At 67.8% G+C, this 24,199-nt stretch carries 29 protein-coding genes and 1 tRNA gene; 15 read left to right on the top strand and 15 right to left on the bottom strand.

Going from position 1 to position 24,199, the window contains the following annotated elements; translation table 11 throughout:
- The first annotated feature begins 98 nt into the window (after positions 1-98).
- Positions 99-1,355 carry an MFS transporter gene (locus J2S55_RS16900; protein ID WP_306861676.1) on the top strand — a complete coding sequence of 419 codons (1,257 nt, stop codon included), beginning with the start codon at positions 99-101 and terminating at the stop codon, positions 1,353-1,355.
- 87 nt (positions 1,356-1,442) lie between these two features.
- Here the strand turns inward: J2S55_RS16900 and J2S55_RS16905 are convergent, their stop codons facing one another.
- On the bottom strand, positions 1,443-2,501 hold the full coding sequence (locus J2S55_RS16905) for a polysaccharide deacetylase family protein (protein WP_306861677.1): 1,059 nt from the start codon (positions 2,499-2,501) through the stop codon (positions 1,443-1,445).
- A 207-nt stretch (positions 2,502-2,708) separates the two neighbouring features.
- Here J2S55_RS16905 and J2S55_RS16910 point away from each other — a divergent pair, with 207 nt between their 5' ends.
- A complete protein-coding gene (locus tag J2S55_RS16910) occupies positions 2,709-3,182 on the top strand; it encodes an NUDIX domain-containing protein (RefSeq protein ID WP_306861678.1) in 474 nt (157 codons plus the stop codon).
- A gap of 43 nt (positions 3,183-3,225) precedes the next feature.
- On the opposite strand, the gene J2S55_RS16915 is transcribed toward J2S55_RS16910, so the two are convergent.
- The 3 genes from J2S55_RS16915 to J2S55_RS16925 form a co-directional block, all read right to left on the bottom strand.
- Positions 3,226-3,630 carry a GNAT family N-acetyltransferase gene (locus J2S55_RS16915; protein ID WP_306861679.1) on the bottom strand — a complete coding sequence of 135 codons (405 nt, stop codon included), beginning with the start codon at positions 3,628-3,630 and terminating at the stop codon, positions 3,226-3,228.
- A 248-nt stretch (positions 3,631-3,878) separates the two neighbouring features.
- Positions 3,879-4,277 carry an ATP-binding protein gene (locus J2S55_RS16920; RefSeq protein WP_306861680.1) on the bottom strand — a complete coding sequence of 133 codons (399 nt, stop codon included), beginning with the start codon at positions 4,275-4,277 and terminating at the stop codon, positions 3,879-3,881.
- Between the two features lie 291 nt (positions 4,278-4,568).
- Entirely contained in the window at positions 4,569-4,946 is a 378-nt protein-coding gene (locus tag J2S55_RS16925; protein ID WP_306861681.1) for an STAS domain-containing protein, read from the bottom strand.
- 566 nt (positions 4,947-5,512) lie between these two features.
- On the opposite strand from J2S55_RS16925, the gene J2S55_RS16930 reads away from it, so the two are divergent.
- The 4 genes from J2S55_RS16930 (at position 5,513) to J2S55_RS16945 (ending at position 7,395) form a co-directional block, all read left to right on the top strand.
- Positions 5,513-5,797 carry a GNAT family N-acetyltransferase gene (locus tag J2S55_RS16930; RefSeq protein WP_306861683.1) on the top strand — a complete coding sequence of 95 codons (285 nt, stop codon included), beginning with the start codon at positions 5,513-5,515 and terminating at the stop codon, positions 5,795-5,797.
- A 143-nt stretch (positions 5,798-5,940) separates the two neighbouring features.
- Complete coding sequence (locus J2S55_RS16935; RefSeq protein WP_306861685.1) at positions 5,941-6,351, top strand: VOC family protein; 411 nt, start codon at positions 5,941-5,943, stop codon at positions 6,349-6,351.
- Between the two features lie 154 nt (positions 6,352-6,505).
- Positions 6,506-6,625 carry a DLW-39 family protein gene (locus J2S55_RS16940; protein WP_210157488.1) on the top strand — a complete coding sequence of 40 codons (120 nt, stop codon included), beginning with the start codon at positions 6,506-6,508 and terminating at the stop codon, positions 6,623-6,625.
- A gap of 29 nt (positions 6,626-6,654) precedes the next feature.
- Positions 6,655-7,395 carry an HAD-IA family hydrolase gene (locus J2S55_RS16945; protein ID WP_306861688.1) on the top strand — a complete coding sequence of 247 codons (741 nt, stop codon included), beginning with the start codon at positions 6,655-6,657 and terminating at the stop codon, positions 7,393-7,395.
- Positions 7,396-7,585: 190 nt separating this feature from the next.
- On the opposite strand, the gene J2S55_RS16950 is transcribed toward J2S55_RS16945, so the two are convergent.
- Positions 7,586-8,323 carry a thermonuclease family protein gene (locus J2S55_RS16950; protein ID WP_306861690.1) on the bottom strand — a complete coding sequence of 246 codons (738 nt, stop codon included), beginning with the start codon at positions 8,321-8,323 and terminating at the stop codon, positions 7,586-7,588.
- 270 nt (positions 8,324-8,593) lie between these two features.
- Here J2S55_RS16950 and J2S55_RS16955 point away from each other — a divergent pair.
- Positions 8,594-8,669, top strand: a tRNA-Ala gene (locus J2S55_RS16955).
- Positions 8,670-8,725: 56 nt separating this feature from the next.
- On the opposite strand, the gene J2S55_RS16960 is transcribed toward J2S55_RS16955, so the two are convergent.
- Positions 8,726-8,875, bottom strand: a complete 150-nt coding sequence (locus J2S55_RS16960) for a hypothetical protein (RefSeq protein ID WP_306861692.1) — start codon at positions 8,873-8,875, stop codon at positions 8,726-8,728.
- A 154-nt stretch (positions 8,876-9,029) separates the two neighbouring features.
- Here J2S55_RS16960 and J2S55_RS16965 point away from each other — a divergent pair, with 154 nt between their 5' ends.
- Positions 9,030-9,362, top strand: coding sequence for a DUF6247 family protein (locus J2S55_RS16965; protein ID WP_306861694.1), 333 nt, complete (start codon positions 9,030-9,032; stop codon positions 9,360-9,362).
- Entirely contained in the window at positions 9,363-9,608 is a 246-nt protein-coding gene (locus J2S55_RS16970; protein ID WP_306861696.1) for a hypothetical protein, read from the top strand. It begins immediately after the preceding gene.
- 306 nt (positions 9,609-9,914) lie between these two features.
- Here J2S55_RS16970 and J2S55_RS16975 read toward each other — a convergent pair whose 3' ends face one another.
- Both J2S55_RS16975 and J2S55_RS16980 read right to left on the bottom strand, forming a co-directional pair.
- Positions 9,915-10,400, bottom strand: coding sequence for a tyrosine-type recombinase/integrase (locus tag J2S55_RS16975; protein WP_306861698.1), 486 nt, complete (start codon positions 10,398-10,400; stop codon positions 9,915-9,917).
- Entirely contained in the window at positions 10,385-11,080 is a 696-nt protein-coding gene (locus J2S55_RS16980) for a tyrosine-type recombinase/integrase (RefSeq protein ID WP_306861700.1), read from the bottom strand. Before J2S55_RS16980 ends, J2S55_RS16975 begins: the two co-directional genes overlap by 16 nt.
- Positions 11,081-11,224: 144 nt before the next feature.
- Here J2S55_RS16980 and J2S55_RS16985 point away from each other — a divergent pair, with 144 nt between their 5' ends.
- Positions 11,225-11,560, top strand: a complete 336-nt coding sequence (locus tag J2S55_RS16985; RefSeq protein WP_306861702.1) for a hypothetical protein — start codon at positions 11,225-11,227, stop codon at positions 11,558-11,560.
- Positions 11,561-11,686: 126 nt separating this feature from the next.
- Here the strand turns inward: J2S55_RS16985 and J2S55_RS16990 are convergent, their stop codons facing one another.
- Positions 11,687-12,370, bottom strand: coding sequence for a maleylpyruvate isomerase N-terminal domain-containing protein (locus J2S55_RS16990; RefSeq protein ID WP_306861704.1), 684 nt, complete (start codon positions 12,368-12,370; stop codon positions 11,687-11,689).
- A 517-nt stretch (positions 12,371-12,887) separates the two neighbouring features.
- Between J2S55_RS16990 and J2S55_RS16995 the strand changes: the two genes are divergently transcribed.
- Together J2S55_RS16995 and J2S55_RS17000 are read left to right on the top strand one after the other, a co-directional pair.
- Positions 12,888-13,019, top strand: a complete 132-nt coding sequence (locus tag J2S55_RS16995; protein ID WP_306861706.1) for a hypothetical protein — start codon at positions 12,888-12,890, stop codon at positions 13,017-13,019.
- A 747-nt stretch (positions 13,020-13,766) separates the two neighbouring features.
- Complete coding sequence (locus tag J2S55_RS17000) at positions 13,767-14,276, top strand: Imm21 family immunity protein (RefSeq protein ID WP_306861708.1); 510 nt, start codon at positions 13,767-13,769, stop codon at positions 14,274-14,276.
- Positions 14,277-14,467: 191 nt separating this feature from the next.
- On the opposite strand, the gene J2S55_RS17005 is transcribed toward J2S55_RS17000, so the two are convergent.
- Both J2S55_RS17005 and J2S55_RS17010 read right to left on the bottom strand, forming a co-directional pair.
- Positions 14,468-15,121, bottom strand: coding sequence for a putative DNA-mimic protein (locus J2S55_RS17005; RefSeq protein ID WP_306861710.1), 654 nt, complete (start codon positions 15,119-15,121; stop codon positions 14,468-14,470).
- Between the two features lie 984 nt (positions 15,122-16,105).
- Complete coding sequence (locus tag J2S55_RS17010) at positions 16,106-16,516, bottom strand: hypothetical protein (RefSeq protein WP_306861712.1); 411 nt, start codon at positions 16,514-16,516, stop codon at positions 16,106-16,108.
- A 98-nt stretch (positions 16,517-16,614) separates the two neighbouring features.
- Here J2S55_RS17010 and J2S55_RS17015 point away from each other — a divergent pair, with 98 nt between their 5' ends.
- Positions 16,615-19,302, top strand: a complete 2,688-nt coding sequence (locus J2S55_RS17015; protein WP_306861714.1) for a helix-turn-helix transcriptional regulator — start codon at positions 16,615-16,617, stop codon at positions 19,300-19,302.
- Between the two features lie 289 nt (positions 19,303-19,591).
- Here J2S55_RS17015 and J2S55_RS17020 read toward each other — a convergent pair whose 3' ends face one another.
- Positions 19,592-19,741: a hypothetical protein gene (locus J2S55_RS17020; protein WP_306861716.1), complete on the bottom strand. Its 150-nt coding sequence runs from the start codon at positions 19,739-19,741 to the stop codon at positions 19,592-19,594.
- Between the two features lie 253 nt (positions 19,742-19,994).
- Here J2S55_RS17020 and J2S55_RS17025 point away from each other — a divergent pair, with 253 nt between their 5' ends.
- Complete coding sequence (locus tag J2S55_RS17025; protein ID WP_306861717.1) at positions 19,995-20,261, top strand: hypothetical protein; 267 nt, start codon at positions 19,995-19,997, stop codon at positions 20,259-20,261.
- Between the two features lie 27 nt (positions 20,262-20,288).
- Here the strand turns inward: J2S55_RS17025 and J2S55_RS17030 are convergent, their stop codons facing one another.
- From J2S55_RS17030 to J2S55_RS17040, 3 genes are all read right to left on the bottom strand, one after another.
- Positions 20,289-21,200: an alpha/beta hydrolase gene (locus J2S55_RS17030; protein ID WP_306861719.1), complete on the bottom strand. Its 912-nt coding sequence runs from the start codon at positions 21,198-21,200 to the stop codon at positions 20,289-20,291.
- Positions 21,201-21,256: 56 nt separating this feature from the next.
- Positions 21,257-21,535: a hypothetical protein gene (locus tag J2S55_RS17035; RefSeq protein ID WP_306861721.1), complete on the bottom strand. Its 279-nt coding sequence runs from the start codon at positions 21,533-21,535 to the stop codon at positions 21,257-21,259.
- Positions 21,536-21,762: 227 nt separating this feature from the next.
- Positions 21,763-22,356, bottom strand: coding sequence for a TetR/AcrR family transcriptional regulator (locus tag J2S55_RS17040; protein WP_306875453.1), 594 nt, complete (start codon positions 22,354-22,356; stop codon positions 21,763-21,765).
- A 412-nt stretch (positions 22,357-22,768) separates the two neighbouring features.
- Here J2S55_RS17040 and J2S55_RS17045 point away from each other — a divergent pair, with 412 nt between their 5' ends.
- Positions 22,769-23,932 carry a hypothetical protein gene (locus J2S55_RS17045; RefSeq protein ID WP_306861723.1) on the top strand — a complete coding sequence of 388 codons (1,164 nt, stop codon included), beginning with the start codon at positions 22,769-22,771 and terminating at the stop codon, positions 23,930-23,932.
- Positions 23,933-24,199 lie beyond the last annotated feature (267 nt).

Consider the following 24,199-nt stretch of genomic DNA (forward strand, 5'->3'; position numbering starts at 1 on the left):
GCGGGTGAGGGACGCGTATCCGAATATCCGAGCGACATCGCGGCCGGGAGACGACAGGATGGAATTCCTTTGCGTTTTCCCATGAAGGAGCCGGCCGGGTGCACAGCTACCGTCACGATCTCGAGATGCTCCGGGATCGGCGCTTCGCCCTGCTGCTCACCGCCCGGACCATCTCGGTGCTGGGCAGCTCGTTCGCACCCGTGGCCCTCGCCTTCGGCGTCCTCGCGCTGCCGGGGGCGACGGCGACGACGCTGTCGGTGGTCCTCGCCGCCGAGTCGCTGCCGATGGTGGCGTTCATGCTCGTGGGCGGTGTGATCGCCGACCGGCTGCCCCGGCACCGGGTGATGATGGCCGGTGAGGCGCTCAACGCGGCGGCGTTCTCCTGCCTGGCCGTGATGCTGCTCACTGGGTGGACCCCGCTGCCCGCCCTGGTGACGGCGGCGGCGGTCAGCGGCGTTGCGATCGCGATCCTCTTCCCCGCGCTGACCGGCATCATCCCCGACGTCGTCCCCGCCGACCGGCTGCAGACCGCCAACGCCCTGATGGGGCTGGGCGCCAACGTCTCGCGTGTCGCCGGGCTCGTCCTGAGCGGGGCCACGGTGGTCCTGCTCGGCGGCGGCTGGGCCCTGGTCGTCAGCGGCGCCATGTTCGCCGTGGCGGCCGTGCTCGTCGCGGCGCTGCGCCTCACCCCCGCGGAGCGTTCCGCGGCCGAGCGGCACTCGGTCCTGGCCGACCTGCGCGGCGGCTGGCGCGAGTTCATCTCCCGGCAGTGGCTGTGGGTGGTGGTCGCGCAGTTCTCGGTGCTGGTGATGGCCGTGCAGGCCGCGCACGGGGTGCTCGGCCCGCTGGTGGCCAAGGAGCACCTGGGCGGGGCGGCGGCCTGGTCGGCGGTCCTGGCCGGCGAGGCGGTCGGCATGATCGGCGGTGTCTTCCTCGCGCTCCGGCTGCGGCCCCGCCGTCCCATCCTGGTCGGCACCTGCATGACCGTGCCCACGGCGCTGCCCTACCTGCTGCTCGGCCTGGACGCCCCGCTGTGGACGATCGTCATCGGAGCGGTCGTGATGGGCGTCTGCTTCGACCTGTTCGGCGTGCTGTGGAACACCACGATGCAGCGGGAGATCCCGCCCGAGTCCCTGTCCCGGGTCAGCTCCTACGACGCTCTCGGGTCCCTGATGTTCGGCCCGATCGGCCTGCTGGTGGCCGGGCCGCTGGCGATCCTGATCGGCCCGGAGCCGGCGCTGCTGGGATGCGCCGCGGTCGTCGTCCTGGCCTCCCTCGCCGCGCTGCTCTCGCCGGGGGTGCGGAACCTGCGGGCCCCGGAGCCCGCCGAGGAGCCCGACGTCCTGGCGCACTGACGCCGCGGCGGGGCGTGGGCGCGGGCGCGTGGCGGCCACGCCGGCCGCGGCGCCGATGGCCGCGGCCGCCGGACCGGCCGGATGCCGTCAGTAGGCCAGGACGCGCTCGCTGAAACGCTTGACCACGAACGGTGACTTGAACTTCGGGAAGGCCACCGACTTCACGTCGCCGTCCGAGGTGTAGCGCTCGTCGCTGTTGGCCTTCAGCCAGTCGAGCCAGGCGGTGGAGCAGAACTTCGCGCAGTCGCCGGTCTTGTCCATCGAGCGGATGCGCGGGATGCCGAGCGGGTCGAAATTCTTGCTGAAGGGCGACATCGCGGGCGTGTACCCGGCGAGGAACACCCCGCCGTAGTCATAGGAGACGCCGTCCGTGGCGCCCTTGAGGCCCCACTGCTTGTGGTCCGGCTGGTTGCCGTACGGCAGTGCCAGCGTGACCGGGTTGGTGCTGATCAGCTTGGTGATGAGCTGGTGGCCTGCGGCGACCTCGGCGTTCACCTGCTTCTCCGGCTTGCCGCGGAGGCTCTTGTGGTCGCGGGTGTGGTTGCCGATGTCGTACCCCTTGTCGTGGAGCCACATCAGCATCTGGGCCTGCTCCTCGGGCGTCGCCTTGCCGAACATGTCACGCGTCACGTAGAACGTGGCCACCGGGCGGAACCCGGGGTGGCGCTGAGCGACCTCCTGGAGGATGGCGACGGCGGTCAGCGGCTTGGGGGCGCCCACCCCATCCAGGTCGAACTGCGACGGGGAGGAGTCGTCGAAGGTGAGGACGACCGGATGCCGGCCCGCGGGGATGTCGATGCGGCCGGTGACGTACTCGGCCGCGGTGATCGGGACGTAGCCCTCCTGGGCCAGCCGCTCCAGCTCCGCGCGGAACTGAGCGGGAGTGCGGTCGTCCTGGGTCGTCGGCTTGTCCACCACCCGGTGGTACATGAGCACGGGGATCTGTCCCAGCTCGTTGGCGCGGACCTTCGCGGCGGCCGCCAGCCGGGTCTTGCGGAGGTTGGCCTGTCCGGCCGCCGCCGCGGACGCCTTGGCGGCTGCGGCCACTCCCGCGTCCTTCTTCTCCTGCGCTTCCTCACCCTGCCACGGCATGCACCCGACGAGTACGGCGCCCGCCGCCACGGCCGCCGCGCCGACTCTGCTCACCCTAAGAAGGCCCATCGAATCCCCCCAGCGCACAGACGATAAGCACCTCATCCCCCGCTGACCTGCGGGTTGATCTCCGGCTCAGGCAAAGCTTCGTACCCGGCGGCGCGGGTCGCACGGGCTCGCCGCCGGCCCGGGGCCGGGGCACCGGCCCGCTGCGCCGCCGGACCGTGGCCCGGCGGGCGGAGTTGGCCTACAGTCGGAATCATGAGTGAGCAGGGGTTCCCGCCCGCTGCCCGCGCGCGGGCGGCCGCGGGTGCGCTCTTCTTCGACGGAGCCGGCCGCGTCATGATCGTCCAGCCGTCGTACAAGCCGGAACGGGACATCCCCGGCGGGTGTGTGGAGCCGGGAGAGACACCCTACGAGGCCTGTGTCCGCGAAGTCGGCGAGGAGCTGGGCATCCACCCGCCGATCGGCCGCCTGCTCGTGGCGGACTGGGCGCCTCACCCGGGCATGGGCGACATCGTCCTGTTCGTCTTCGACGGCGGCGTGCTGGGCGCGGAGGCGCTCACGCGGATCACTTTCGCCGACAAGGAGCTGACGGGCTTCGGCTACCACCCCGTGGAGGAGCTGGACGGTCTGCTGCCCGAGCGCCTGGCCCGGCGGGTCAAGGCGGCGATCGCCGCCCGTGACCTCGGTGAGTCGGTGTATTTGGAGCACGGCAGGGCCGTCCCCGGCTGAGCGGGCGGCCCCGGACGCCCGACGGTCGCCCGGGGCCGCGGTCTCAGCCCTGGAGGGCGGAGCGGCGCAGGCGGCTCATCCCGGGGACGGGGAGCATGCCGAAGCGCTCGTAGTAGGGCTGGAGCGGCGCCTCGCAGAGGAGGTCTATGGAGTAGAGGTGCTCGGTGTCGGCGAGGATCCGCCGCATCAGCTCGCTCCCGATCCCCTGCCCCTGGTATTCGGGGAGGACTTCGAGCCAGGGGACGTACGCGGTCAGGACGCCGTCGCTGATCATGTTCACGGAACCGATGACGCGCTCGGTCTCCTCGTCGATCGCGACGAACGCGCGGTAACTCCCCCGCAGGACCGCCAGATGCTGCTCCGGCGAAGCTGCGACCGGCCAGCCCACGAAGAAGCCCGTGAGCCGGTCGGCCCCGATCGTGTCGACGGCGTCGGTATAACGGATCATGAAGGTGCTCCTGATATGTGCCGTGCGGATGGCGGCCCCCGGCCGGTCCGCGGACGCCAACTGCGGCAGGACGCGGTGTGACCGGGGGGACCGTTACCGGTGTGGGGGTGTGACCGGGGGGACCGTTACCGGTGTGGGGGTGTGACCGGGGGGACCGTTACCGGTATGGAGGGTTGACCGGGCGGGCCGCTACGGGTGCGGGGGTTGACCGGGCGGGCCGTTACCGGTGCCCGGGGATGTGGACGCGGTCACCGGGCGGGGCTGGGGTGCAGGAACATCCGCAGGCGGACGCGTGACTCCCCTTCGGCCTGCTGGATGGCGAACTCGTCGCACAGCTCGTTCATCAGCCACAGGCCGAAGCCCCGCACGGTGCCCGTGGGGCGCTCCGGGGGGATGTCCCGGGGGGCCAGGGTGCCCGCGGGGTCGACGACCTCGACGGTGATGCAGGTGTCGTTGTGCCAGATGCTCAGCGTGCCCTTGCCGCCGCCGTGCTCCAGGACGTTGATGACGGCCTCGTTGACGGCGAGAAGCAGGTCGTCCAGACGCTCGCCGCGCATACCGGCCTGGGCCGCGTGGTGAAGGAGACGCTGACGCAGAGCGGTGAGATCGTCGTCGATCGGCCAGTGCTGGCCGTGGTCGCCGGTCACGACACCCCCTTGACGTCGCCTTGTCTGGCAGTCACCGGGAGGTGAGCCGACCCGCTCCAGACCCAGGGCGTTGCTGACGAGTTACATGATGCTAAACACCTGCCCGGTCATTGCCAACTTACGACCATACGGGCAGAAGGGCTGTCCGCCCAGAGCCGCCGGCCACGGGTGCGGGTGTCGGCGGCCGGTCCGCGAGCCGGGGGACGGCGCGCGGCGGTGTGGACGGGCCGCCCGGGTGGGGGCGCTACCGGGTGGGGCGGTTACTGGGTGGGGGCGCTACCGGGCGGAGCGCTACGACGACTGCCGTGACCGCAGGGCCTCGACGGCGTCGCCGACGGTCGGCTGGATGTCGAAGGCGTGGGTGAGCCCGGTCAGATGGAAGAGCCGCTCCAGGCGGGGGTGCAGCTGCGCCAGGGTGATGCTGGCCCCACGGCCGTGGACGAGCTTCCGGATGGCCAGGAATATCTGGATCCCGGTGGAGTCGCAGAAGGCCAGACCGCTCAGATCGATGACGAGATCGCACGACTGCGTGCCGAGCAACTCCTGGAGATCGTGCTGGAGCCGCTCGGCGTTGGTGTAGTCGAGCTCACCGGTCAGTGCCAGCAGGGACACATGTTCCAGCTCCACGGTGCCGTCGGATACGGCGGTGACATGGACGGCAGTGCTCACAGGGAAACCTCTGCAGACGGTGGAGGGGCGAAAGGGGCCGACGCGGCGGTGCCATCGGAAAGACCTGGACCGGGCCCGGTGAGCGCCTGTCCGATCACGGCCGCCCCGGTGCGGGGCGCCAGACCCGCCCCGCCGGCGGAAGACTTCACCGAGCCGCGGCGCCGTACGGCCACCGGGCGCGGCGCATGCCGTACGGCCACCGGGCGCGGTGACCGTGGAGCCGGAGTGACCCACCGAACGCCGAGGTTGTTCACCCGCAATCTCAAGCCTTCCGCGAGGGCGCCGGCCACCTCGCGAAAGGCCGGTGGATCGGCGCAGCCGTAATCGTCATCGTTCCTCAGTTTACTTATCCTTCAAAATCCCGTCGGATCCCCTTTAGGGAGAGTGTCCGCCGCCGTCCTGCCTGGTGGGGCGCGCTCCGGCCGCGCCGGTGGACTGTCCGCACCCGGCCCGCCGGGACTATTGACCGGCCCGCCGACGCATGTCATGAATTTCCGGGGAATGAATGCCGCGGAAAACCGGCTGATCGGTGCGCCGCCGTCCGGCGGCCAGACGGAGGAGGCTCCATGCAGGTCGAAGTCAAGCTCTCGCCCGGCGGCGATCTCTTCGAGGCGGAGATGGAGGGCAAGCACGCGGGCCAGCTGGAGTTCACCCGGCACGAGGGGCTCATCATCTACACCCACACGGAGGTCGAGCCGGAGTTCGAGGGCAACGGGGTGGGCGGCGCGCTCGTCCGCACGGCGCTGGACGCGGCCCGGGCCGAAGGTGTGAAGGTCGTGCCGCGCTGTCCGTTCGTGAAGACCTGGATCGAGCGTCACCCCGACTACGCCGACCTCGTCAAGGGCAGCTGATCGGTCACGCGTCTCCCCTGGTCCCCTTAGCCCCCTGGTCCCCTTGGCCCCCGGGCCGCCGGGCCGCCGGGCCGGAGCCTCGGACGGGGGCGGCGCGTGACGCACCGGTCCGGCCCGGCGGTCGTGGTGGCAGGATGCGGATCATGCTGCATCACATCGAACTCTGGGTGCCGGACCTCGGCCGGGCCGTGAGGTCATGGGGATGGCTGCTCGGGGAGCTGGGATACCAGCCCTTCCAGGAATGGGGCGCCGGCCGGAGCTGGAAGCTGGACGGCGTATATGTCGTCGTCGAACAGTCCCCCGCGTCGACCGCCCCCTCCCATGATCGATGCCGACCGGGTCTGAATCATTTGGCCTTCGGCGTAATCGGATCCGAGAGAGTAGATGCGCTGGTCGCGGCGGCACCCGGGCATGGATGGACGCTGATGTTCACCGATCGGCATCCCCATGCGGGCGGAACCGACCATTACGCGGGTTATCTTGAGAACGAGGACGGCTTCGAGGTCGAACTCGTCGCGATCGGCGATCATTCGAGCGCGGATCGTACAGCATGATGATAAAGATCACCCGGTTGGCGCAGATTTGCCACGTCGGCTTGTCGGCGCACACCGGATCATGGCCCGATCCCTTGCTAGGCTGCAGGGAACCGTTGGAACCGGGCGTTGTCTCACCCCGGCAGGTGAGACCGTCAAGAAGTGGGGTCACACCGTGAAGAAGCTGATCGTTCTGGCGCTCGTCGCCCTGGGGGGACTGCTGGTCTGGCGCAAGGTGCAGGCTGACCGCGCCGAGCTGGACCTGTGGACCGAGGCCACCGGCAGCGAGAACTGAACAACGCTGCTACCGATTTAGGTGCTTTCATGGTCCTTGCCCAAGATGGGGAAGTAACTCCCATCAGGCTCGCCTGCCTGGATCTGGCGGGCACCACGATCGGTGATACCGCCATGGTCGAACGGGCGTTCGCCGAGGCGATCGCCACGCAGGGCATCGTGCCCGGGACCGGTGCGTACGCACGTGCCATGGTGCATGTGCACCGGTCTCGGGGCTGCCCGACGATCGAGGTCTTCCGGGGCATCTTCCCCGACAACGAGGCCCAGGCCCAGGCGGCCAACCTGACCTTCGAGCGCTCCTACGAGGGCGCCATCGGGCGCGCGGGCCTGGCCCCCCTGCCCGGCACCGTCGAGGCGCTGGAGAAGCTCCGCGCCGCCGGTGTCAAGGTCTGCCTCATCACCGGTTTCAGCCGGGGCATTCTCAGCCGCGTGCTGAGCACCCTGAGCTGGTCGGACAAGATCGACCTCGCGCTCTGCCCGGAAGACGCCGGGCGCGGCCGCCCCATGCCCGACATGGTCCTCGCCGCGGTCCTGCGCCTCGGCATCGAGGACGTCCGCCAGGTCGCGGTGGCCGGTGACTCCGAGAGCGACATGCTCTGCGGCCGGCGCTCCGGCGCTTCGGTGGTCGCCGGTGTCCTGACCGGGGTGCACAGCAAGGAACGCCTCCTCAAGGGCGGCGCCACGCACATCCTGGACTCCATCGCCGACTTCCCCGCCCTGGTGTTCGGCGGCGAGCGGGTGGGGGTCCCCGTGGGTGCAGCCGCCCTCTGACGGGCTCCTCCGCACCCACCGCCTTTTGAGCAGTTGCCTGCGGGCACCGCCCTGCGGCCCCTCCGCGCCCGCTGGCGGGCCGGCGACACTGTGGTCCCGCCGGCCCGGCCGTACCGGCAGCGTAGGCCGTATCGACCGCAGAGCCCGTATCGACCACGGAGGCCGTACCGGCCGCGGAGGTTGCGCACGGCTAGCGCTCGCAGACCACCCCGTCCCCGTCGCGGTCCTGGTACCAGCCGTATTCGGGGTCCACTCCACGCCGGTAGGGCCCGTAACCCGCGGCGTTCGCCTCACCGCACGTCCGGAAACGCGGATCGGTGCCGCCGCTCCCCGTGTCGCTCGGCCGCGGTGTGGGGCGCGGCTCCGGTGTGGTCGTCGGCTTCGGCGGACTCGGAGTGCGGGTGGGGGTCGGCGCCGGCGCCGGGGTGGCCGTCCCGCCGCACTTGCCCGACCAGACCCGGAGCCGCTGCCCGGCGGCTCGCTTCTCCTCCTTCTTGAGGGATTCGGTGAATCGGTCGTTCGGCGTCATGGACTTCCATTTCGCATAGCCGTACCGGAGGAGATCGTGATTGATGGAAATCCCTTCGGAATTCCAGACGTAGAGAAGGCTCAGGCCATTTCTGTCCTGCGGTTTCCTGTCGGCCAGCGTGTACGCCGTGGAGCCCGCCGGCAGCAGCTTGGCCGTCCGGGCGGCCGCCTCCTTCGCCCAGCACTCCTTCCCGCCGGGCGCGTTCACCTCCAGCACCCGCACCTTCACCGTCCTGCGGCCGAAAAGGAGGAGCAGGGTGTCGCCGTCGACGACCTTCTTGACCTTGGCCCGTACGGTCCCCTCCGGCAGAGCCGGCCCGGCGCCGGCCGGGACGGCGAAGCCCGCGGTGGCGAATGTGACCATGGCGGCCAGCGTGATGGCCGTGCTGCCTCTTCTCATATGGAACTCCTGATTCCTGAGAGGACCGGACCGTCAAGCTAGCAGAATTTGGACCGTTTTAAACGGGAAGTTCATAGACATAAAAGAAGTGCACTAAATTGCAATAACGGGTGGCGGATAACGCGGAATGCGGCCCCGCTCACGAGACCTCCGGCCCGCCACGGCCCGGACCCGGGGGCCGAGTGGCGCACAAGCCGGTCATGTTGCTACGGTGTACGACTGAAGCAAGCCGTAAGCGGAGCATGTGCGCAGGCCAACGGCTTGAATCTCGGGGCCTTAGCTCAGTTGGCAGAGCGCCTGCTTTGCAAGCAGGATGTCAGGAGTTCGAATCTCCTAGGCTCCACCAGCCAGAACACCTCTCTACGGAGCTTGGTGTGCGGCACTCGGGCCATTAACGGGCCATTAGCTCACGGGAACCGGCACGGCCGTCCCGCCGTCGTTCTTCCTCTGCTCGGTCTCTACGCGTGCGCTCAGCGCGTCGGCGATCTTCTGGTCGGCGTCCCGCGTCGCGTGCTGGTAGATCAGCGCGGCCCGGTCGCTGTCGGGCCCCACCCGCGCCTTGAGGTTGCCCGGCCTCGCCCTCGGTTGCGCGGCTAGGTGTACGCCACAGCCCATCGTTCTGTTTTCGCCTGCGCGAGTGACTGGATTCCTGAGCCAGCCCATCGGGAGTCTGTAGGCTCTATGAGCAGGGAGAGGAGATTTCAGCATGACCGCACAGCCGCAGGAGTTCGTGCCCCCCAGCTCACCGATGCCTGAGAAGAACTTGAGGGCCATCCGCGCCGCCCTGGTCGTGCCGCAGGACCGCGAAGCGTTCGACGCGGGGCTCAAGGCAGTGCTCGATGAGGTTCGAGTGAGCTTGGATCTCGGTGCACTGAACGGCTTCGTCCATCGCTGGTGGATCTCCGCGTGTGACTCGGTACGGGATCCAGAAGGACGCCGTCGAATGCATGCCAAAGCCGAGCAGGTTCTTACCGGTGAACCGGTCTCCTCCGGAAGACCGTGGCGTGAGGTGCTCGGTGCCCGCGGGGTCGACCTGTAGGTGTACGAGATCACCCTTGATCCTCTCGCCGAAGAGCAGATCGCCGCGATCCCCGCGGAAGCGCTACATCCGCTCGCCGAGCTGCTCACCCTGCTGGAGATTGCGCCGTGGAGCGGGCAGCCGTACAACCCGGCTAATCCCAAGGCCAACATGCTTACTCATGCGTTCGGCGAGCGGGGGCTCGCGACGTATGTAGTCCTGGATGAGCAACGTGAGGTGTATCTCATCCGTGTTGAATGGCCGTAATTCTGCGCATGCACGACCGCCGGACTGAGAAACCGCCTGGTAGACGCCAGAGTCCACGCCTGAGCTCTTCCGAAGGCCGGACCTTTGAGTGACCGACTGAGTGACAACGCCCACGGACGAGGCCGGACAGCGATGGATCACCATGGACCCTATGCACAGGTGAGAAGGGGTGTCGGTCGAGGTCCAGCTCCCTTGTGAGGTGCTTTGCAAGCAGGATGTCAGGAGTTCGAATCTCCTAGGCTCCACTCCTTCTCGGACATGGAAAAGCCCAGGTCAGGCAGGTTGCCGTAACCTGGGCTTCGATCTTCATTCGGCTTTCTTCCGTTCCCGTGCCCGTTGCGTGCCCGATCCCTTCTTCAGTGCCCCACGGGCGAGGTCGTCGAGCTTGCGGGCCACCTCCCGCTGCCGCTCGTCGGTCGAGTGCTGATAGATCATCGCTGCCCTCGTGCTGGAGTGGCCCATGCGTTCCATCAGCTCCCGGATCGACGCCCCGGCGTTCGCGGCGAGGGTGTTTCCGGTGTGCCGCAGGTCGTGAAAGTGGATCTTTGGCAGGCCCGCGTCCATGAGCGCCTGAGCCCAGACACGCCGGTTGAAGTTGGTGTCACGGAGCGGCCCGTCATCCGGTCCCGTGAATACCAGACCCTTGTCACCGTCCTGGGTGAAGTCCTTCACGTGCGCCCGCAGGTCCTCAAGGATCAGCTCGGGTACCACCACGGTCCGCTTGCCCGCCGCAGACTTGGGTTCGGTGAAGCCGAGCCCCTTGCCGGTGAGCTGCGTCAACTGACGTTCCACGCGTACGGTTCCGGCGTCCAGGTCGAGGTCTCGGCGCTGAAGGCCGGCCGGCTCCCCCGCCGTAGACTGCCGAAAGTCCCCAGCAGCACCAGAGCCCGATAACGCGGCTCGATCGTGTCGGCGAGCTTGTAGAGCTGGGCCACCGTCAGCACCGGCCGTTCCGGTGACTTCTCCTGGCCGGCGTCCTTGATCCGGCAGGGGTTCCGCTTGATGAGCCGGTCATCCACGGCCGTGGTGAGAATCGCCTTGATGAGCCGGTACGCCTTGGCCACGGTGACCTCACTGACCCCCGCGTCCAGCAGCTTCTTCCGCCACCGTCGGACGTGCGGGTCCTTGATCTCGCTCAGTGCCTTCTCGCCGAAGGTGGGAACGGGGTGGGTACGGAGGAGGTAGCCGTACAGCTCGACCGTGCGCAGGCGGAGGTTCGGCCGCTCGTCGATCCAGTCTTGCCCGTACTCCCCTAATGTGATCTTTCCTGCGTCCGGATCGATCCACTCGTCATCGACGATCTCCGCTTCTTTCCTGGTCGGCCAGACCTCAGCGTCGGTTTTGGCGGCGAAGGTCTCCGGTGCCGGGCGGTCCACCCCATCCGGGCCGGTGTAACGAGCCTGGAACCGGCCGGAGGGCAGTTGCAGAACGCGTCCGAAGCGTCTTTCAAGGGCGGCGCTCCGCGCCGCCATGCGGCCCGAGCTTGCGGGCCGCATGGCGGCGCGTGCGGCCTGGGGGCCATTCTCGCGCGCCCGCCACACGGGCCGCGATCGGGATGCGCCACCCGCCTTCACAGCCATTCCGATCCCATCACTACTGCCCTACGATCAGCCGCTGTGATGACTTTCTTTGACCCCCTTCTCGTCCTGCTCCCTCTGGTCGCTCTTGGCAACGCCATATGGCGCGCCATCATGAGCCCTGGCGCCGCACTCACGATCTTCCGAGCTGGATTCTTAGGCGCCGGTGCGGCCTTGCTGCTTCTTGCTCTGGTCAGCTCATCCGGCGTCTTCGGCGGTTCCTTCGCCGCCAGCTCCGAAACCCTCGATATCACGGTAAAGGCGGGATTCGGGATGATGCTCGGAGCATTCGTCTGCGCAGTCGCCCAATGGCGAAAAGACAACCATGCCTCCGGCGTGGGCGCTCGGCTCCGGGATGATCGCGACCAGCCGTGACCAGTGGATGGGTGGTTGAGGCGGGCGGAGTGTGCGCGCCGCACGGGGAAGTCCAAGCCGTCCAACTGCTCTGCCTCGCCGATCATGACGATATGGCAATGCCCCGATGGAATGGAAACGACGGCGTCAGGACAGAAGCGGGAAGCGCTCCGTTCGAGGACCAAGCAGGGTGCGCTCGTCCCCTGTCAAAGCTCGGCGACCGGTTGCTGCGGCCAGGAACGCTTGGTCATCCCAGTTCAAGTCGACGGGAAGTTCCATGCCGAGCAGCGCGGTGAAAACTGGCCGCATGACGTGCAGTGCAGAGGGCGTGGTCCACGGCGTCCGCTCTAGGGCCAATGCGACATCCAATCCGTGGGCCGCGACGGAGATGACACGGGTGACGACCCAGTCGGACAGTCTCATCGCACCGCGGCCCGGCATCAGGACCACGCGGTCCAGATCTTCTTGGCTCAGTTTGGCGATTGAGTCGTGGGAAATCTCGTCGAACCACTGAGCAGCAGAGGTCGAGGCGAGGATCCTCCGGGCCAGTTCCTGGGTCTGATCGACGTTGTTTTGCCGGTAGACCTGAGTGTCTCGTTCAGGTCTGCGATAGTAATCGGCCGCACTGACGAGTGGCGCATGCGGCTCGGCATCAGGAAAGCCGGTGTCGCCGAGGCCGATGCTGGCGGTGATGTGGACGATGAGCTCCTGCATGTCCCAGGGTGGGCAGTTCGTTGGAAGCTTCAGGCATCCCGGTTCCAAATCTCGCAGGACTGCGGACAACGCCCGACTTTCTTGTGTCAGTGCAACCAGCGCATCGCGGCCGGACATCGGACCCCCTTGACCATCGACATATCCCATGAATGCCGATCATTCCAGGAGGAAAGGACCCGCGAGGGCGGAGCAGCTAAAGCGGAGCAGCTAAAGCGGAGCAGCTAAAGCGGAGCAGCTAAATAGGCGCGGCGTGCCCACGGAGCAGGTACGCGGGAGTGGAACAGATACATTGAGAACCGAAAACGATCATGATCGGCAGTGAGACAAACGGCAAGATTCATCAGGTCCAATGAGACTTCTTTGCCTCCGATGAGACCGAACATCAGCAGTTCCGACTGACATTCCGTGTGATGGGTAGCGGCTTGTTCCTTGCTTGCCACCGCTCCGACCGCCGGCCCCAACCGTTTCACGGCCCCTTCGGGGTGCTTCGCATTGGCGCCGGCCGCAGATGGGCCGTTCCGCCCACGCAAAGCCGTTCCGCCCACGCAGGGCCGTGTCCGTGCGCCTTGGCCTGGCACTGGCCTTGCTGACGGCCGACCAACCTGACGAGGCCGGCCGGTTTGCCCTCACGGCCATGACAAGCGGAGTGCTGGTGCCGTCCAGCTACTGGAGGGCACCTGAGGTGATCAACGCCATTGAAACGCGCCACATGCCGGAGACCGCCGAGCTACGCGAGGCATATCGAGAGTTGAGCGACCCCGAGTAAAAGCATCGTCGCGAGGTGCGTCACGTCCATGTAGGACGAGAGTGGCTGTACCGGTTTGGAAGGGTGGATCTCCTCGTGGACCGGCCGATCATTCCGCGCTGGGTTCCGCCTGATCGCAGGCGTCGCCGTACTGGGTGGCCATCTGAGTGACAACGGCCGCCGACAGGACCGGGCAGTGATGGGCCATCGTAGACCGTTTGCCCAGGTCGGGGTAGGTGCCGGTGCTGGTCGCGCCCCTTCCCGGGTTGACTGAAGAGCAAATGGTCCCGTAACACGAGCCTCTGTGAACGTCTTCGGGGTTGAAGTGCTGCCGAATTGTGCTCATAGAGATCAAGCGGCGGCGCCCCGGGCCGCCGTACAGCGGCCCGTCGCTTGCCCGCCGCCCGGGCGTGCGGGCTGGGGGCCGGTCCCGGGCGGCAGCAGCGCCGGGCCGCCACGCCGGCCCTCGCGCGCCGTACCGAGCGAATTCACCGACGTCAGCGCCGCGCCGCCGCACATATACAGCCCTACGATCGCCTCGTTATGGCTGCTCTCCGCTCGTGGTCGGGGGCAATCGACGATCCGGCACTTTGTTCCTCAACACCGGCTCACCGGGTAGCGGTCTCCTCGGGTCGCTTGGCCCAGGTATGTCGGCACTGCCTCGGTCATAAATAGACATCCGATCGTCTGCGCCGCCTTCCGAGGATTTGGCCGATGCCCGTACTCTGACCACCCGATAACGGTCATGCATTGAAAGCGAGGCCAGCAGTGCTGCATACATGGGTCAGCACCGCAGGAGGGCCACTTATCGCCGTCCCCAAGTCCGAGCTCAACAGCTGGGCGGGTGTGGACGACAACAGCGGTCCTGTGGAGACCTGGGGCGACTACGGCCGCGCCTGTGCCGTTGAGGGCTACATCGGCCTTGTTACCGTTGGCGCGCAGCAGGCCCTCGTTCTCGGCGACGAACCGGCCATGACGACCTACCTGCCTGCCGAACGCCTCTTCCTGCGATGGGCCGCAGCAAACTCCGAAGCCGAGCTGGTCGAGGCGGCCAAGCTGGCCCTCGCAGCGGAGCCAGCTTGGGACGATGACGAAGACCTGAACTGGGAGGTGCGGGAGTCAATCGTGCTCTTCGACTCCACAATCCCCGGTGCTGAGCTGCAGCCTGACGAGCGCCTCATTATTGATCTTGGGCCTGGACAGTACAGGGTCCGAGCCACCTATACGAAGGACGAGGACAACTGGATGATCCTCGTCCAGCTCCAGCCAGCAACCTGATCCTGGGGCGTACTCTGCACCTGTGCCCTTCCGCGGATCCCGTGGTCGGGAGCCGGGGGCCTCAGCGTGTCAGATGTGTCGCTCTCCTGGGACGAGCCGCGCCTGGTCACCTGCCGGCAACTGGCGAGCGTGATCGTCGTGCCATCAGCGTGCCATTAAGGGCGGTCAGCATTCGAATCTCCTGGGCTCACTCAGTGGAAAATGACCGCGCAGCCGGTCGCGATGCTGGCCCGGCACGCCTCATGCAGGGTGAGCCACACCACAGATTCGATCTCGAACGGTGCGCTCTCCGGCAGCGCGAACACCCGGGAGGCTTCGGTGTCCGACAGGGACCCGTCCTCCTCGATCTGGATGCCGATCACCGGAGCGCACTCGCGCAACTCCGCCAGAAGACGGTGACTTGACCCGACCATCCCGCCTCCGGCGATCCCCGCGTCATCGGACAGGAAGAGCGGGTCGTGGAAGTCGACCGGAACGTAGTAGCCGTCGCAGTCGGAGTGGCAGAGCAGGTGTGAGTAGAGCTTGAAGATCTCGTCTTCGACCTTGTAGTGGTCCCGGGAGAGTTCTTCCTGGCCGGAGATCGGTGTCACCGGCTCCTCTCTTCTCATGAGGGCGAAAACTCTACGCAGATAGTGCAGGTACCCGTAGGGGAACGAAGCCGCATGGCTGCGCATGAACGGCGGCGTGCTCTCCGGCCCGTGCCGGACCGGTTCCTCCGGCTGACGCCATGTCACCCCTTCCTGCATCAGGGCCGTGCTCAGCCTCTCCATCTCCGCGCGGTAGTGCGTGATGCCTTCTTCGTCGCTCGCCCACGACTCGATTCCCACAGATATGCCAAGACCCATGCGGTAGAACGTAGCTCTCTCATATGAGCTGTCGTGAATCGCCCTGAGTCCGCCGCGATCACACATCACCGGACAGTGTCCGCCGCGTGACCAGGGCCGGGAGCCCTATACGGCGTGACGGCTCCCGTTTGCAGGCAGGATGTCAGGAGTGCGGTAGATCATCGCGGCGCGCGTGCTGGAGACGAGGGCTCAACCAACGATCCGACCTCGGCGGTCCCGTGTTCGTCGAAGGCCCGGAACACTCGCACGGTTGGGTCTGGTGCCCCATCGTCCCGAAGGCGATCGGTGAGGAGGAAGTCAGCCAGCTCGAACTCAGAAGCGTGCTCGTTCTCGCTCAGGAAGAAGGCCCCGCCGGCGAGGTCAGGATCCCAGCCATGTGTCAAGGCGTGGTCGATGACCCTCCGCACGTCCTTGGGGGTCGGATAGGTGGAATCAGTCGCACAGCCCCACGGCAAGACCGCCTTTGACAACAGATCCGCCTGGAGCACACGGCTGTTCTTCCCGGCACCCCAAACCCGCAGGCGGATACACCTGTGACAGTCATGCTCACCGGACACGTGGTGGATCTGGCCCGTCCATACGAACTCTCGCCCGCCCGCATACAGCTTCCGCAACCGCGCCCGCACGCCGCCCGCCTCACCTCATCGGCCGGGTTGAAGCCTACGACTGCTCACCCGCGTACTGTGCGCGCATTTGCTCGTTTTCCTGGCACGCGGGTGACGGCCTCCGGTGAAGCGGCGGTGCTCTGCGCCGCCGCGAGACCGTGCCCGCCCGGCGTCCCGGCATCGGGATGGGAGGGCGGCTCGACCGTCGGCAGCGCAGGCCGTTCCATGACGCTGCCGTGCCGTGCCGTGCCGAGCCGCTGGCTGCTACGGTCCCAGGCCGGTAGGCCGGTGCCTGGTCTACGGCCTCCTGCATCGTCAACGCGTGTTCCGGTGCCCGTTCCTCCTGGCCAGGGACGGGCACCGATGGGCTGTGGCGAGTTCACGCGGACTTGCGGAGACCGGCGAACAGCAGGCCGGTGAAGCCGGCGACCACTACGGCCTGGACGATCACGAGCGCGATGCCCAGGTTGGTCAGCGGGAACCAACCGGCGATGAGCAGTTCCGCGCTCGCGACGACCCAGGCGACGTTGACAGCCATCACGATGCCCACGGCGGCCTTGCTCATCGTCGCCCGGGAGGCGAGGAGGAGCAGAGCGGCTGCCCAGGCGACCAGGAACGCACCAATGGGGTAGAGGAAGGCGGCGGGGAGGCCGAACAGCTCGCCGAAGATCGCCGCAACGACGACGTAGACGACTCCGTTGGCGCCCGAGCCCATCGCATCCTGCTTGAGGGCGAAGCGGAGCAGCTTGGCGTCGGTGACGGTCTTGACGGTGCTGGCGACGGTGGCCATCTGGGAGTTCCCTTCGCAGTGCTGACGTGCGTGTGATCACGAAGCTACGCAGGTCTGCACAACCCCGAATCAGTCATCGTGACGGTAGGTTCCTGAACGTGCTGTACGGGCGATCAAGGGAACAAGCGGACATCGAACGGCTCCTGGCGGAGGCCAGGGCCGGCCAGAGCGGGACTCTTGTCATCCGCGGCCAGGCGGGCATCGGTAAGTCGGCGCTCCTGCACCATGCCGCCGCGCGGGCGGAAGACATGCGAGTGCTGCGCGGTGTCGGCATCGAGTCCGAGGCCGAGTTGCCCTTCGCCGCGCTTCATTCCCTTCTCCGCACCGGGCTGGGCCGGATCCGCACACTGCCGGACGCGCAGGCCACCGCACTCAGCGGGGCTTTGGGCCTGGGTGACGTCGCGCCGGAGAACCGGTTCCTGGTCGGGTTGGCCACGCTGAGTCTTCTCTCCGAGATCGCAGGGGATGGCGCGCTGCTCTGTCTCATCGATGACGCACAGTGGTTCGACCAGGCGTCCATCGACGCGCTGTTGTTCGCCGCCCGCCGCCTCGACGCTGAAGGCGTCGCTATGATCTTCGCCGCTCGAGAGGGTTTCCCCGCCGCAGGGCTGTCCGAGCTCCGGCTGGGTGGGTTGGACGATGCCGCCGCCGCTGCCCTGCTTCCGGATGTCCTTCTGCCACAGGTGCGGGAACGCCTCATCGAGGAAGCGGACGGCAACCCCCTGGCGCTCATCGAACTGCCCGCCGCGCTCACCGCCGAACAGCGCGCCGGGCGATTGTCGCCGGTGGGTGCCATGCCCGTCGCCGATCGAGTTCAGGAGATGTTCCGGAACCAGATAGCCGCGCTTCCCGAGGCGGCGCGCACCGCGCTGCTGATCGCGGCGGCGGACGGGTCCGGTGAGCTTGAGACCGTGGTGGGTGCGGGTGCCTCCCTCCAGGGCCTCGAATCAGCCGAGCGGAACCGCCTGATGGAGATCAGGGGGACGACCATCGGTTTCCGTCATCCCCTCATCAGGGCCGCCGCCTACCAGAGCGCGCCGGTCACCCGGCGCCTTGCCGTACATCGAGCCCTCGCCGACGCCCTGACCGACTCGGTCGCCGTGGATGCGGCCGACCGGCGGGCGTGGCACCTGGCCTCCGCCGTGCTCGGCACTGACGAGGGAGTCGCGCGAGAGTTGGAGGAGGTGGCGGAACGGGCGCGTACTCGCGGTGGCTACGCCGCGACCGCGGCCGCCTACGAGCGTGCTGCCGAGCTCACCGCCGATCCGGTACGGCGATCGGGACGGCTGGCCGCTGCCGCGTTGGCAGCAAGCGATGCCGGGCTGATGGGGCGTGCGGCCGCGCTCGCTGACAGCGCCACGCCTGACGTGGATGACCCCCTCGTGATCAGCGCGCTGATCCAGGTACGTGCCCATCGCGAATTCGAGCAGGGCACACCGCTCGCGGCGGGCCGGATCGTCATGGACGGTGTTCCTCGGGTGATGGCCCGTTCCTCCGAGCGGGCCACCTGGCTGCTGGTGGAAGCCATCCGCTGCGCCTGGTCCGCCGGTGATGCGGGGCTGGCCGAGGAGGCGGCCGCCGGCCTCCGCGTGCTCCCGGAGATCGACTCGCCGCTGGTCCGCGGGGCGCTTGGGCTGACCCGCATGCTGAGCGGTGACATCGGAGGTGGGACCGAGCTCATGGGCGAGGCGGTCGACGGACATGCGCTTGCCGAGCTGGGAGTGCCTGGGCTGACCTTCACCGCCTCCCTGTGCTTCCCGCTGGGCCGCGCCGCCCGCTACGAGGAGATCGCCGGACGGGTCGTGGCGGAGTGCCGGAAAAGCGGAATGATCGGTTGGCTCGCCGTCGCATTCCAGGATCATGGTCTCGCGCAGGGGTGGCTCTGCCGGTACGGCGAGGCCAGGGCAACCCTGAACGCAGGGCTGCGGCTGGCGGCGGAACTGGGGCACGAGCATCAGGTCAGTCATCTCATGTGCTCTCTCGCCTGGGTGCTCGCTCACCAAGGGGATGTGGAGCAGTGTCGCGCCAACGCCGAGGAAGGCATCGCGAGAGCCGACGGCCAGGGACTGGCCCTCGCGGCGGCCATCGGGCGCTGGGCACTCGGCCGACTCGAACTCGGCCTGGGCCGTCCGGACGCCGCCCTCCAGCAGTTCGAGGCCATCCCGTCGACGGGCCTCACCGTCCTCTCCGCCGCCGACCAGGTCGAGGCCGCCATCCGTGGCGGCCGGCCCGAGCGGGCGAAGGAGCCGCTTGCCAGATACCTGGAGTGGGCGCGGCACGTCCGTCAGCCGTCGTCGGACGCGATCGCCCTGCGCTGCCGTGCCCTCGTCGAGAAGGACGAGGCGCACTTCGCGCATGCCGTGCGCTGCCATGAGGCAGGCGATCAGCCGTACGAACAGGCGAGGACGCAGCTCGCCTATGGCGAGTGGCTGCGACGGGCACGGCGGCGAGCGGACGCCCGCGCACAGTTACGGGGTGCGCTGGAGATCTTCGACCGGCTCGGCGCGGAGCTGTGGGCCGAGCGCGCCCGGGCGGAGTTGCGCGCGACCGGAGACGTGCCGGCGGCGCCGCGCAAGGCCGACGACCCGCTCAGCGTACTCACCCCCAGGGAACGCCAGATCGTACGGCTGGCGGCCAACGGCACCTCCAACCGCGACATCGCCGCTCAGCTTTTCCTCAGCCCGCGGACCGTCGGCTATCACCTCTACAAGGCTTTCCCCAAGCTTGGTATCACCTCGCGGTCTCAGTTGGCGGCTGTCGCCCGGTCTTCGCCGGTGCCCGACTGACCGATGTCCGCTCGGAAGTCGGACCGAAGCCGCGGCGCCTGATCTCCGTACAGGGTTGGGGCGATCGACGGTCCAGGGCTCCGTTCCTCAGCCCTGGACCACCGGATAGCGTGGCTGATCACCGTTCGTCCTGACGGCGTAATGGAGATGCCGAGGCTTACCGAAAGCCTGGCAGAAGAGCCGGATTCCAAGGTCCGGAGCATGCGCGGAACGGCCAGTCCCAGAGGATGCGGCAGCACCCGAAGCGCCAGGTCAGGGCATCGTGAAGGACGGGAAGCGCCTTCCGCTTCTAATCCGCGGTCTGTTCCTCGTCATCAGCCGGAAGCACACCACAGGCGCTGTCGATCTCTCCGGTCGCGATCATGTCTCGTACGGCATCGCTCATCGAGGTGAAGCCCGGTTCGCTGACCCGGTAGAAAGGGCCGTCGATCTCGATCATGTGGCTCAATCTGCCCGCGATGTCAAAGTACTGCAACGGGTACTGCAACACAGGCACACGCTGGCTCACGTCCACACCCGTCCAACACTGGTCAGGGCCGGGTTCCGAGCCCTGGAGCATGGCCGGGACAGTCCTGATAAGGAAGAGGCTCATGGATGCCGGCCGTCGGGCCTCTGGCGGAGCCGCTCGCTGTGTAGCCCTCGGACGGATCTGTAGAGCCCTGAAGGCGTTGGGGTCGGCCTAAGATCAACTCATGCGCACCGGGTACAACGAGGCTTTGGCGATGCTCGGATACTTGTTGGGCGTGGTCGCCTCGTCCGTACTCGTCGGATGGGCACACGAGAGCGACCGGGAGTCGCTCAGCGAAGTCCTGCTCATGTGCTCCCTGTTGTTCGAGATCGCATTTCTCTTCGGGTCGGTCCGGCTTCTCTTCCGTGGGTTGCGGTCGGGCGGTCGATTCCTCGCGCGTCGGTGGCGGACGACAGCCTCGCAGGATCTTCCCGGGTCGCCGGGCCATTAGCGGGTCATCAAGGGTGGTAGACGGCGGTCAGTCACGGTCACTCGCGGGGGACTTCTCGACGGTCGCGACGATCTCGTCGACCGCCCGTCTGGACTCGGGCAGGGAGTACAGGGGCCAGACGTGCATCACGCCGGGGTACTCGAACCAGTCCAGGGACACGCCCTCCTGCCGGGCCCTGTCCCTGAGCCGGTGGGCGTCGGCGTTGAGGATGTCGAGGGTGCCCGTGAACACGGTGATGGGGGCCAGCCCGCGGAGCGAGCCGTACAGGGGGCTGACCACCGGATCACGCGGGTCCAGGCCTCCCGCGTACAGGCGGCCGGCCTCGCGCACGCCCTCGGGGGCGAGAATCGGGTCGACCCGCTCCAGCGCCACCATGGCCGGGTCGCTGCAGGAGATGTCGACGCACGGCGACACCAGCACCAGGTGTGCTGGTTGCGGCAGACCGGCCTGCCTGGCCTGCATGATCAGGGACAGGGAGAGGTTGCCCCCGGCGGAGTCGCCCATCACGGTCAGGACCTCCGGGGAGAACCGCTCGACGAGGTCCCGGTAGAGAGGCAGGAGCATGGCCCACACGTCGCGGGCGGTGTGCTCGGGGGCCGGCGGGTACAGGGGGACGGTGATCGAGCAGCCCAGCCGTTCGGCCAGCGTGCCGATGAAATCCCAGTGCAGCGAGGTGATCGACAAGGACCAGCCACCGCCGTGCAGGTACAACAGGTGACGGTTGGTGTGCCCGGACTTCGGGCGCACCGTGTAGACGCGGTGACCGGCCACGTGCTGCTCCTCGACGGAGAGCCGATCCTTGAAGCCGGGTACGGCGGGGCCTCTCCTGCGATCGGCGGCGATGCTCTTGTGTACCTTCTCCGCGCTGCCGTACATGCGCCGTTTGACGCCCATCAGCCTGACCATGACGGTGGTCAGCCGCGCTTGCATGCTTGTCATGGGGGATCTTTCCCAGGTGGAGGTGACGGCGGTGAGGTGGTCGGGCGCGCGCCCGTTCACCGTCGCCGTCCGGCGATCATGGCCACGCCCGCCGTCGCCGCCCAGACGATCAGGGGGTAGATCGCCAGACGCTCCATCGTGCCGAGTCCGAGCCCGAGAAACTGGTTGAACAGGAACAGGATCGCCATGACCAGACCGAAAGCGCCCGCGAGGATGCCGAGCACAGCGGGCACCCGCCACCCGGGGGCGCCCCGGGTGGCGGATCCGAGCACCAGCACTCCCGCGTTCCCGGCGGTGAAGATCCCCATCACGCCCAGACCGTGCACGACGATCACCCACTCCTGATCATTTGATGGTCCGGCTCGCCGCCGGACCCGAATGCGGGCAGCGCGGAATCCACGCCGGGCGGGCGCGCGACGGCACCCACGGCACCGGCCGCGGCCAGGGCGGTGCCCTGGCCGGCGGGTGCGGCGTTTCGCTGACGTGGATTGACGCCCTACCGGCCCTCCTGTGGCCTCTCCGGGCGTGTTCTATGGATCTTCCGATTCCCGCGAGGCGGGGTTTACAGGCCGCGCTCGATCAGGTCGAAGGCCTCGTCGATCAGATCGTCGAGAGACTTGCCGACGTCGTCCTGCCAGGAGGCCCGCACGGCCCACTCGATGATGGAGAACGTCGTGACGACCAGCACGCTGGGGTAGACCTCACGCGGCAGGTCGGCCTCCATCCGATCGGCCACGGTCCGCATGAGGGTCACGAAGATCTGCTCTTGATCGGCGGGTCTGCGCGCCCGGGCGAGCAGTTCGGGGTTACGGCGCCACAGCGCGACCTGCTCGCGGCTGGGCACGAAGGATTCGGCGATCTCCTTGGCCAGGAATCGCATGGACCGGACCACCGGCTCGTCCGCGGGACGCGCGGTCACCAGTGCCGCCAGTTCCTCCGCCGACGAGGAGGGCCCGACCGTCAGGGCCTCTTCCTTGGTGGAGAAGTAGTTGAAGAAGGTCCGGGTGGAGATGTCGGCCGCCTCGGCGATCCCCTCGACGGTCAGGCTCTCCAGCCCCCTCTCCAGGGCCAGGCTCACCGCCGCGTCTCCGATGAGCCGTCGCTTCCGTGCCCTGTTGCGTCTGCGACGCTCTTCCACCGCACCCACGATCTGCACAGTACGCAAGAATTGCATTATGTGCAATTAACTGGACGGCGGAGTCCCGTCCGCAACCGGTCGCCCCGCCGATCGGCCGTGGACCCCGCCGACCCCGTCGGGCAGGGACCGCACGGTCTCGGGGGGGCAGCGGGGTCGTGGTGATCCGGCCGGCAAGGTGCTCGGCCGCCTGGCCGTCCGCGCCGCTTGCGGTGCTCGGGCCTGGCGGCCCTGCGGTACGGGTTCCCTTGCCGTCGGATGACGGGGCGGGCCGCTGCCCTCGTCTGGAGCGGCTCCGCGAGGCCGGCGAGATCTATACCGTGCTCAACCTCGGCAGCTCCGTCAGCGTCGCTGATGAGGAGGCACCCCGGCCGGGAAGACCCCAGAGAAGGCCAGGAAGACTCCAGAGAAGTAGCCGGCACTTCTCGCGGAAGTGAAACCGATCGTTTCAACCGGAACCGGTGAGTCGGATAAGCGAGTGCGACGTCCTGGCCGGCAGTGGCAGGATGCCGAGGTGGATTTGATCTTGCGTGCTGCAGGCACCCTGCTGGATACCGAGCTATTCGATCCGGTCGATCTGGGGGGTAGCACCCGCAGCACCGTGCTGCGCTGCCGGACGGCCGCCGGCGGCAGCGTGATCGTCAAGTCGTTCTCCAACGAGCCGGAGGGACTGCGCTCCTTTACGTCTGAGGCGGCCGGGCTCTCGTTGCAACTGGCCGGTCCTGCGCTACTGGGCGTGGACGCCGCGGTACCGCTGCTGGTGATGGTGGATCTCGGGAGCGCGCCGACGTTGGCGGACGTGCTGCTCGGGGACGATCCCAAAGCCGCCGCAGAGGGCTTGCTGACCTGGGCCCGCGGGCTCGGACGACTGGCTGCGGAGTCGGTGCGCAGGCGCGCCGATCTCGCGCAGCTGCGCATCCGATACGACAAGGGCATGGCGTCGTGGGAGGACGAGCCGTGGATCGAGCAGAACGCCGCCGACCTACTCGCGCTGCTCACCGGGACCGGAATCGCCGTGCCGCGAGAACTGGCGGGGGAGCTGGCTGAGATCGGGACGGCGATCGGGAAGGAATATCCGGCGTTCACTCCTGGAGACACCTGCCCCGACAACAACCTGCTCACCCCGGAGGGCCTGCGGTTGATCGACTTCGAGGCCGCTTGCTTCCAATCGGTCTTCCTGACGGCCGCATACTGCCGTATGCCGTTCTCCACCTGCTGGTGCGTCTTCAGACTGCCGCCCGGGCTGGCGGAGGAGATCGAGCAGGCCTTCCGCGCGGAGATCGTGGCGGCCTATCCCGTGCTGGCCGAGGACACGGTATGGCAGGCCGGGATGCGGCGGGCAACCGCGGTCTGGACGGTGGACGCGACGGTGGCGCTGCTGCCGCGCACCCTGGAGGACGGGCCGCTTCACCGGACCCGCCGACCGGTCCCGACGAGACGGCAACTGCTGAGGCATCGCTGGGAGATGGCGAGCACGATCGAGGAGTTCCCAGCACTCGCGGAGACGATGCGGCTGCTGCTGCAGAAGGTCGCCGGAGGATGGGATGCCGCTCCGCTGCCGGGATATCCCTCCTTCGGAGACCGAGGAACCGACTGATCGGTTCAGATTCCCGGGTGCATGGCAATGTGTATGTCCCAAAGGGGACTCGGTGGGTGGTGCGGTGTGCGTAAGCTCTATCCCACCTGGGTCAGGGACACGATTGAATATGCATTCTTCCTGGCTTGATCTTCCCGTATTTTTTCCTTTATATGTGAACCTAGCCGCTGAAGGGCGCGCGAGGTGATCGGTGTCATCGAAACGCGCCGTCTGTCGGAAGCCGCAGAACTGCGCGAGGCGTCCCTCCACGCGCGGGCAGCCCCGCGA

The organism is Streptosporangium brasiliense, from assembly GCF_030811595.1.
GTDB lineage: Bacteria > Actinomycetota > Actinomycetes > Streptosporangiales > Streptosporangiaceae > Streptosporangium > Streptosporangium brasiliense.